This window comes from Aphanizomenon sp. UHCC 0183 (genome assembly GCF_009712065.1).
In the GTDB taxonomy this organism is placed as follows: domain Bacteria; phylum Cyanobacteriota; class Cyanobacteriia; order Cyanobacteriales; family Nostocaceae; genus Dolichospermum; species Dolichospermum heterosporum.
On record NZ_VILC01000009.1, the window covers coordinates 60562 to 70029 of the forward strand.

The following is a 9468-nucleotide window of genomic DNA, read 5'->3' on the forward strand; positions in this document are numbered from 1 at the left end:
AACAGGGAACAGGGAACAGGGAACAGGGAACGGGGAACGGGGAACGGGGAACAGGGAAGAATTATTACAACTGACAACTGACAACTGACCACTGACCACTGACAACTGACAACTGACAACTGACAAATACAAAAGGAGGATTTTGGTAGTGAAATGGCAAATGCGAGCAATTCGGGGTGCAACAACTGTTGCAGAAAATAGTGTTGAAGCAATTCGAGATTCAGTGACAGAATTATTAGATGAATTGGAGCAAAGAAATAAACTCCAACCGGACGATATGATTAGTGTGACTTTTTCAGTGACAAAGGATTTGGATGCTATTTTTCCAGCAGCGATCGCCCGCAGTCGTCCTTTGTGGGATAGTGTAGCTATGTTAGATGTCCAACAAATGCACGTTGAAGGAAGTTTACAGCGCTGTATTCGCTTTCTAATTCACGCTAATTTACCAACTTCTACGCCAATTCACCACGTTTATTTACGTCACGCTGCTAAATTGCGTCCCGATTGGAGTTTACCCCAAACGTTACAAACTTCACAGCAGGTAGTGGAGACGAAAGTTTAAAATTAGCTGGTCAATAACATAAGTAAAAGTTAGCGCTAAATGAGCTATTACAGTGGTGACGCGGCTGCTCAACCTGCTACTATTGGTGGGAGTATTTTCACTCATCAGGGTACTGGTGTATGTGTAAAGTTAGATGCTTTTTTGGATATTCTTACCAAAGGTGAAGAGCCGCTTGTCATTGTCACCAGTGAAGGTTATTTTACGAAAATATATAAGTATGTGACTGCGTATAAGGGTTTTGTGTTTTTCACAGAATCCTTGGATAAATTGGATTTTAGTAGCAATATTGAGGTGATTTACGCTCAGAGTTTAGGAACGAATATTTGATTGTCTAAACTATGATTTGTGTGATTAATTTGATTTTTCTGATTAATTAATTATCGTCTAAACTATGATTTGTGTGATTAATTTGATTTTTCTGATTAATTAATTATCTCAATCAAAAAAACGTCTGAACTATGATTTGTGTGATTAATTTGATTTTTCTGATTAATTAATCATCTCAATCATCTAAATCAAAAAAATCACAGTTTAGACAATTTGGACATTATTCAGATGCTAATAAGTCCCGAATGACGCGAGTTACGGCTTTCTGGGTGACGCGAGTGGCAATTTGTTGACTTAAAAGTTGGACTCCTGGATTAACAATAATTTGGGCTAATTGAGGAGCAAATTTTGTGGCATCAAAGCCTTTAGTGTCTCGTAAAATTCCCGCAATGCGTTTAATATATTCTAAGGTTTGTTGTTGTTCAACTGAGGCTGAAGGAATTTGATGAACTGCGGTAATTCCTACCTTTTCTCGAAGTACATAAGTGAAGTTGTGTAAGGCATTTTTACTGACAGCATCTATACTGTTGAAAAATTCATCAACTAATCTATCACGAATAAATGCACCTCGGTCAGAGGAGAGAAATTCTACTCCTTGATTAACGACTAAGTTCAGATCATATTCTTGGTTACTGCGGGCATTTTTTAGCAGGTTTTCTAAGCGATTCCAGCGGAATTTCCCATCTTTAAACAGTAATTCTTGTAATGATGTTCTTAACTCGTTTGCGGGATCTGTTAACAGCCTTTTAGCAACATAAGGATAGGCTTCACTGAGAACTTTGAAATTGGGATCTATATAGATTGCAATTCCTTCCAAAGTCACAAGCGAACGAATAATTAAGGCGTAATATGGGGGAACACGGAAAGGATATTCATACATTAAAGCCGATAAATCATCGGTGATACTTTTAATATTCAAATCCGCGACACTTGCACCTTGGGCGTTAGCAAATACTTTGGCAAAAGCAGGAATAATGGGAGTTAGGTCTGTTTCGGGAGTGAGGAATTCTAGCTTTACATAGTCTTTTGCTAAACTATCAAATTCCCGATTAACGACGTGGACAATTGCTTCAATTAAACCATAACGTTGGGCTGGTTTTACTTCGCTCATCATGCCAAAATCGAGATAAGCTAATTTACCATCCATTGTCGCTAACAAGTTACCTGGGTGGGGGTCAGCGTGGAAAAATCCATGTTCTAATAATTGACGCAAAGAACATTGGACTCCAACTTCAATTAAATACCGGGCATTGATTCCTAAAGCGGCGATTTTTTCGGGTTGAGTTAATTTGATGCCGTTAATCCACTCCATCGTTAAAACGCGACGGTTGGTGTATTCCCAGTAAATTTTTGGTACATAAATATCCTTCATGTGACCATATAATTCAAAAAAGCGTTCTGCATTTTCGCCTTCATGAATATAGTCCATTTCTTCAAAAATGCGATCGCCTAACTCATCCAAAATTCCGACTAAATCACTACGTACCCGCTTGAGATTCCGCTGTACCCAAGCAGCCAGTTTCCGCAAAATATACAAATCTATCGTAATTCGTTCCCGTAAATCTGGACGTTGGACTTTAATCGCTACTTCTTCCCCAGTTTTCAATCTGCCTTTATATACTTGTCCCAAGGAGGCCGCCGCAATCGGTTGGGACGAAAATTCTGCGTAAATTTCTGACGGTGTTGCTCCCAATTCTTCCTGAATAAATTGGTAAGCTATTTCATTAGGAAAAGCTGGTAATTGATCTTGGAGTCTAGTTAATTCTTCTAGGTAAATTGGTGGGACTAAATCTGGTCTAGTGGATAAAGCTTGACCAATTTTAATGTAAGCTGGTCCTAGCTTTGTTAATAATTCTCTCAGTTGAACAGCGCGACGACGTTCATTTTTAACCAAAATTCCCCATTGCTTATCCCACCATAACCCGAAGACAAAGGCAAGAATTGGTTTTAAAACCGTTAGAATCCGCCGGATAACTTGTAGGAATCGCCCACTATACTGTGCTGCTATTTCCACAGGATCATACAGCACCGACTCCGGTTCAGATCCTGTCCTCACTTTGTGCCTTGGCTGTTGAGAAGCCTGCGCCGATTTGATTACTACCGTCTGTGTACTTTGTTCTGCTACTACCTCAATCACGGACAATTCGCCTCCGCGACTGTCCTCCTGACTTGTTCGAGAACTAGGGGGAAGTGTCTTAACCATCATGAAGAAGCCACCAGTTAAATCAACGTTGTTAAATATTGTAACAATATCTTGTCTTTTCGGGATATATTCGCAAATTAGAAATTCTTGCCGCTAGTTTTCTTGTTAACAGCCGAGTTTTAGTATATTTAAGCAAAGTATGGCGCAAATATGTACGTTTAATGACGCTTGTGTAAGTTGTATTAAATGTTTTACCCCTCCCTAACCCTCCCCTTGTAAAGGGGAGGGGACTGGATTTTTAACTGGTTATTGTTGATATCTAAAAGGACAAAATAAATCGGCATCAATAATGTTATTGTTCCAATTATCGGGTTTTCTTAACCAACAGGTAAAATCGCCTATTCCCTCTTGCCTATTCCCTTCCCACAACGACAATTTTCAATGCTAACCTACTTAATTGCATTCTTGATAATTTGTTTGATGTCGTTGATTAGCGGATTCATGATAATTGACAAAATTGAGAATATTAATATAATGATTTTATACTAAAAATATAAATTTCCTCATAAAAAATGATTAAACATCTGCAAGGAAAAATAGCATTAGTCACAGGTGCTACCAGAGGAATTGGTAAAGGAATTGCAATTGGATTAGGTGAAGCTGGTGCTACAGTCTATATTACAGGACGCACTCTTGAACCTAATAATGATGGTCTTGGTGGGAGTTTACAAGAAACTGAAACCGCCGTTATAGAAGCTGGTGGGGTTTGTATTCCCGTGCAGGTTGATCATAGTGATGATGAGCAAATTCGCCAACTTTTTGCCCGGATTGAGAGAGAACAAAATGGTCAATTAGATATTTTAGTTAATAATGTTTATGCAGGAGTACAAGCTATTAGAGAGGGCTTTGGTAAAACTTTTTGGGAGTTAGAACCGAGTTTTTGGGATGCTGCGAATCATGTCGGTTTACGAAGTCATTATGTGGCTAGTATTTATGCTGCGAGGATGATGACAAAGCGGAAAGAGGGAATTATTTTTACTATTTCTTCTTGGGGCGGAATGTCTTATATTTTTAGTGTTCCCTATGGTGTAGGCAAAAGTGCCTGTGATAGATTAGCCGCAGATATGGCTAAAGAATTGAAGGAGGATAATGTGACTTCTTTGGCTATTTATCCGGGGATTGTCGGTACAGAACAGATTACCAGTTTTGCTAAAGAACAGAGTTCAGAAGATGGTAAATCTCTATCATTTGGTGATAGTTATAATTGGGAAACACCGTTATTCACTGGGAGGGCGATCGCTAGTTTAGCTGCTGATGCTAATATTATCAAATATACAGGTAAAATCCAAATTGTCGCTGAAGTTGCCAAGAGATATGGATTTGTAGATGAAAATGGTAATCGTCCTGTGTCTTTACGTTCTTTGAGGTTTATTTTACCAAGGCAAATACCTTTTTTAAGAAATTATGCTGGGTTAATTCCTGATTTAACAATACCTTGGTTAGTGATTTTATTCTTTAGGGACTTCCAAGAAATAAATTATCCTGATTAACGAACCACGGAGGCGCAGAGGACACAGAGGAATAAGGGTTTGAGAGATTTTTGCGTTAGGTGGTTTATCGGTTGTCAAGAGATTGCTTCCTTTCACTCGCAATGACAACTCATGCAGCACAGGTTTATTAGAGACTTCCAATCAAAAAAATATCCCAAAATTTCTTGTGGTGCGGGACGAATTGCCCGCTAATCATCAAGGACGGGCAAGGATGCCCATCCCACAAAATTGGATCATTTTTTTTGTGGAGTTCTCTTAGTAAATTTGGTTAAGTACAAATCTAGGAGATAACCCTAAACTTCATGTTGGATTAAATAACCGTCCTCCATGTTGATAATTCTATCAGCAATATCTAAAATGCGGTTATCATGGGTAACAATTAAAATTGAGCAATCTTGTTCTTTTGCTAATTGCTGCATTAAATTAACCACATCTCGTCCTGATTTACTATCTAAAGCAGCCGTAGGTTCATCGGCCAATACTAACTTAGGATGACTCACTAAAGCGCGAGCGATCGCCACTCGTTGCTTCTGTCCCCCAGAAAGATCAGAGGGATAATAATTAATTCTATCTCCCAATTTCACAGCATTAAGTATTGCTTCAGACTGAATATAAGATTCCCATTGAGAAATATTAGATTGCAATTCTAAAGACATTTGTACATTTTGCATAGCAGTTAAGAAATCTAGTAAATTATGAGCTTGAAAAATATAACCAATTTGCCTACGTATTTGAACTAATTCTTCATTACTAGCATTTAATAATTCTTGTCCACTAAATTTTAAACTTCCCTCTTGGACAGAACGCAAACCACCGATTAATGTTAATAGAGTAGTTTTTCCTGAACCAGAAGGTCCAGTCATGATGACAATTTCTCCAGATTTGATCGTCAAATTAATATCAAATAAAGTTTGAGTTCGTAATTTACTATTACCAAAGTAATGATTAAGATTTGTGATTTGTAAAATATTAGCAGAATGTGAATATTGCATAAGTGGGTGAACGGTAAAAAACCGAAATATGTAACGAAAAGTAAAGTTGCTTAAGAGGGTGTTTGAAAAGTCATGATTGCTGGATCAAATATTTTACCCCACCCTAACCCTCCCCTTGTAAAGGGGAGGGAACTAATTTTTCCGGTTTCCCCCCAAAGCATCGGCTATGGTGTACACACAAGTTATCGAATCACCATTATTCCCCAAATTACCCCACCCTAACCCTCCCCTTGTAAAGGGGAGGGAACTAATTTTCTGGTTTCCCCCCAAAGCATCGGGGGGATTTAGGGGGGTAACAATGTGATGAAAATTACGGGATACCACTTTTCAAACAACCTCTAAAACCTCTTCTCTGTTCCCTTGTCATAATGACAATTTGTGGTTAATTAAAAATTTCTGCTGGATCTACCTTACGTAATTTATTAGTAGAAAAGAAACCAGAAGTTAAGCACATAATAATCACAGACGTAAATACTAATAAACCCTTATTTATATCCATAACAATTGGTAATTTAGTTGCATCTTTGGCAATATCATATAGTCCTAGAGAGATAGCAAAACCGGGAATATAACCCAAGACAGCTAAAATTATAGCTTGCTGAAAAACAACATTCAAAAGATATTTATTTCTAAATCCCATGGCCTTGAGTGTAGCAAATTGGACAAAATGGCTTGATATATTACTATAAAGGATTTGATAAACAACAATGACACCAACAACAAAACCCATCGTTACCATCAAATTAAACACAAATCCAATCGGTGTTCTTAATGTCCAATAGCTTTTTTCAAAATCAATAAATTCTTGGCGAGTCATCACTGTGACATCATCAGGTAAATTAGCAGATAAGGTTGCTAAAATTGTTTTTGGGTTAACATGAGGTTGCAGATTAATTGAGCCTATATCTAGTTCATTTGCTCTGCGTTCTGGAAAGATTCTAAAAAAAGTAGAAGAACTGACTATTAAATTACCATCCACACCAAAAGAAGGCCCAAGGGTAAATAACCCACTAACTTTAACCTTGTAACCAACTGTTCCTAAATAACTAAATATCTCCATACTGATAGGTTTATTTTTCTGAAAATATTCAGCAATTGGTCCAAATTCTGGACGTGCGGCTCGGTCAAAAAATACTTGATCAGGAATTTTGAGTAATTGAAAATCTTGATCTATTTCGGGTAATCGAAAGATGGATTTAACGGGATCAAATCCCAGGACATAAATAGGATATTTGCGACCATTGAGAGGATTTTTCAGTTTAGCAAATTGGACATATAAAGGTTCAACTGATTCAATCCCATTAAAACCTAATATCTGATATAAACGACTGCGAGGAAAACTTTGAGTAGAAGTCAAGGATTTATATTGGGAGCTAATTAAAAACAAATCACCTCGAAGATGTTTATGTACTTGAGTCGCACTGGCATAAAGAGCATCTTGAAACCCAATTTGCATAAACATTAAAACAGAAATAAAAGCAATACCCGCTAATGCTACAAGAAAGCGTACTTTTTGCTTTGCTAATTGTAGCCAAGCTAAAGGTATATTTAAAATCATATTTTCTCCTATTTCCTATCTCATCATAGGATTTCAAAATACCCATTAGTCATCATCCCCATCAAATTAATTAGACAAATTACAGTTCAGGCTTATATCTGAATAAGTGCCTGGACTTGTAAATTAGTTAAATTAGAAACTCGTTGATTATCTGCTAATTTATCAATGCGAATTTTTACATCAACTATTTTATTATCTGTATCTGAACCAGGATTAGTGTTAAAGATATTTTGTCTGCCAACTTGTAAACCAATATCTGTAACTGTCCCTTGTAATTTTCCTGTGAAAGCGTCACCCGTGATAGTTGCTGATTGACCTAAACGAACTTTTTTAATGTCAGTTTCGTAAACTTCTGCAACTACATACATTTGTTGAGTTTGTCCTAGTTCTAATATCCCTTTATTGGCAATTATTTCTCCTGGCCAAGCATTAATTTTTAGGACTTGACCATTAATAGGTGAACGAATATAACTTAAATCTAACTCCGCTTGAGCTTGTTGAACAGATGCGATCGCACTTTTTACATTTGCTTGAGCTAGTTGCACATCTGTAGGACGAATTTCTGCAATACTATTCAGTCTAGCTTCAGACTCACTTAACTGTTTTTGCAAAGTTTCTACAGTCCGTTTGAGATTAGCATTAGCTTCATTAAGTTGTTCTTGCACAGTATCCCTGCGTAATTTTTTAGTATCTGCATCAGAAGCAGAAATAGCACCATCTTCATATAATTTCTGATATCGTTTATTTTCGGTTTCTGAATTTTTTAGTTCAGCTTCTAGACGAGCAATTGTGGCTTTTTGGGTAGAAATTGATCCTCGTAATTCCACTTCTAAACGGGAAATTGCGGCTTTTTGAGCCGAAATATCACCTCTTTTCGCCCCTGCTTCTACTTGCTGAAGATTCGCTTGACTGACTTCTACTTGTCGTTTTGCTTTTTCTAAAGCTGCAAGATTAGGAATATAACTATCAAGAATTGCTACTACTTGTCCTTGACGAATTTTGTCTCCTTTTTTCACCAAAAGTTGATTAACTCTTATCCCTGTCTGAGAATTGGGTGCGGAAAGACGAATTACTTCTCCTTGGGGTTCTAACCGTCCTAAAGCAGCAACAGCAGTAATGGTAGGTGCAGAAATAGGGATAATAGGAGATATTGTAGAAGTTGATTTAGAATGTTTCTGAAAATATGAAAGGCTATAGAGAGATATTAGACTAGTAGCTATAACTCCAGAACTTGCTAACATTATCGGCCACAAACTCACAGGTTTTATTAATGAGTGCTTTTCTTTGTGTACCATGATTTTGTCTTTTAAATTAGGAAATACGACAGTATTTCTGATTCTCAATAAGAACCAGAAAAGTCCCTATACTTGATAACATCTCTTGACAACCTTATATATGATCCAATATCCAAAAAAAATACTATTGATCAAGAATTATTTACTCAGTTGATTAATTACCCATTACATAAAATATTTAAATGCTAAAATTTTGATAGGTAATGGGTAATCAGTTACTGACTATTACCAATTACCAATATCAAAAGTTTATTTATTCAGCACGACCTCTTTCTCTTTTTTCTTCCGCATAATTGCCAAGTATTCACTCCGTGTTCCGTCAACTCGATAGTGATCACAAATTTGACAAAGTTTGAGAAGATCCAAACGACTGAATATTTTTTGATGCTCAATAGCGTTGTCATTACGCCACCGCCAAAATGTTGTTCTATCAATTCGACGATTGCTTTCAGGCCATCTTCTCCGTGATAGAAAATCTACTAATTCATCTTCATGAAATGAGTAACCTTTTGGTAATTTGAGGAGGTCTTCTCGTAACTCATTCAGCGGGATGAGTGGATCTAATTCAGATAGTCTCATGCCAGCAATTCCTTGTAGTTTTGTAATTCCAATATTGCAGAAGCCAAATAATGCAATAAAGTTTAATTGACTAATTTAATGCTCAAAGACCGCTTTAAATTCACAGTCTAAATTTCCCTGATTTAATAATTTAGGTTAAACTTATTTTTTGGGAATTTCAACCTATATGCAACTAATTGTTTCATAAAACCTTATTTGTCGCACTATCTTAGATTGGTAAAAATTGCAAGCATCAAATTATTAACTCCTTGTATAGATTAAGAATTACTGACCTTTCATTATCTCAAACTTTAGAATCAATTTGATAGAAAAATATTTTTTTAATTCTTTAGATATATTTGGTAGTGACTAATTTTACAAAATATAAAAAAATCTTTCTGGAGATAGATGCAAATATTCACTATTTGGCATTAGAAACTAATGAACAATAATTACATATTCAAAATCCTATATCAAATCTTT

At 36.5% G+C, this 9468-nt stretch carries 8 protein-coding genes; 3 read left to right on the forward strand and 5 right to left on the reverse strand.

Annotated elements, in window-relative coordinates; genetic code table 11:
• Nucleotides 1-148 precede the first annotated feature (148 nt).
• Nucleotides 149-562: a chorismate mutase gene (gene aroH, locus FJR37_RS04295; protein WP_053538006.1), complete on the forward strand. Its 414-nt coding sequence runs from the start codon at nt 149-151 to the stop codon at nt 560-562.
• A 39-nt stretch (nt 563-601) separates the two neighbouring features.
• Complete coding sequence (locus FJR37_RS04300) at nt 602-889, forward strand: hypothetical protein (protein ID WP_053538005.1); 288 nt, start codon at nt 602-604, stop codon at nt 887-889.
• Nucleotides 890-1109: 220 nt separating this feature from the next.
• On the opposite strand, the gene FJR37_RS04305 is transcribed toward FJR37_RS04300, so the two are convergent.
• A complete protein-coding gene (locus FJR37_RS04305; protein ID WP_168465394.1) occupies nt 1110-3095 on the reverse strand; it encodes an AarF/ABC1/UbiB kinase family protein in 1986 nt (661 codons plus the stop codon).
• A 512-nt stretch (nt 3096-3607) separates the two neighbouring features.
• Here FJR37_RS04305 and FJR37_RS04310 point away from each other — a divergent pair.
• Nucleotides 3608-4582 carry an SDR family NAD(P)-dependent oxidoreductase gene (locus FJR37_RS04310; protein WP_168465459.1) on the forward strand — a complete coding sequence of 325 codons (975 nt, stop codon included), beginning with the start codon at nt 3608-3610 and terminating at the stop codon, nt 4580-4582.
• A gap of 293 nt (nt 4583-4875) precedes the next feature.
• Here the strand turns inward: FJR37_RS04310 and FJR37_RS04315 are convergent, their stop codons facing one another.
• The 4 genes from FJR37_RS04315 to FJR37_RS04330 all read right to left on the reverse strand — a co-directional run bounded on the left by FJR37_RS04315 (nt 4876) and on the right by FJR37_RS04330 (nt 9006).
• On the reverse strand, nt 4876-5574 hold the full coding sequence (locus FJR37_RS04315) for a DevA family ABC transporter ATP-binding protein (protein WP_053538003.1): 699 nt from the start codon (nt 5572-5574) through the stop codon (nt 4876-4878).
• Nucleotides 5575-5956: 382 nt separating this feature from the next.
• Entirely contained in the window at nt 5957-7132 is a 1176-nt protein-coding gene (devC, locus tag FJR37_RS04320) for an ABC transporter permease DevC (RefSeq protein WP_053538002.1), read from the reverse strand.
• Between the two features lie 92 nt (nt 7133-7224).
• Nucleotides 7225-8427, reverse strand: a complete 1203-nt coding sequence (locus FJR37_RS04325; protein WP_168465395.1) for an ABC exporter membrane fusion protein — start codon at nt 8425-8427, stop codon at nt 7225-7227.
• Between the two features lie 249 nt (nt 8428-8676).
• Entirely contained in the window at nt 8677-9006 is a 330-nt protein-coding gene (locus FJR37_RS04330; protein WP_027402676.1) for a hypothetical protein, read from the reverse strand.
• Between the last annotated feature and the right edge of the window lie 462 nt (nt 9007-9468).

What these genes read in the sequence shown, in the direction of transcription:
- FJR37_RS04315 (WP_053538003.1), bottom strand. Translation starts at nt 5,574, where the DNA reads ATGCAATATTCACATTCTGCTAATATTTTACAAATCACAAATCTTAAT.
- FJR37_RS04305 (WP_168465394.1), bottom strand. Translation starts at nt 3,095, where the DNA reads ATGATGGTTAAGACACTTCCCCCTAGTTCTCGAACAAGTCAGGAGGAC.
- FJR37_RS04330 (WP_027402676.1), bottom strand. Translation starts at nt 9,006, where the DNA reads ATGAGACTATCTGAATTAGATCCACTCATCCCGCTGAATGAGTTACGA.
- devC (WP_053538002.1), bottom strand. Translation starts at nt 7,132, where the DNA reads ATGATTTTAAATATACCTTTAGCTTGGCTACAATTAGCAAAGCAAAAA.
- FJR37_RS04325 (WP_168465395.1), bottom strand. Translation starts at nt 8,427, where the DNA reads ATGGTACACAAAGAAAAGCACTCATTAATAAAACCTGTGAGTTTGTGG.
- FJR37_RS04300 (WP_053538005.1), top strand. Translation starts at nt 602, where the DNA reads ATGAGCTATTACAGTGGTGACGCGGCTGCTCAACCTGCTACTATTGGT.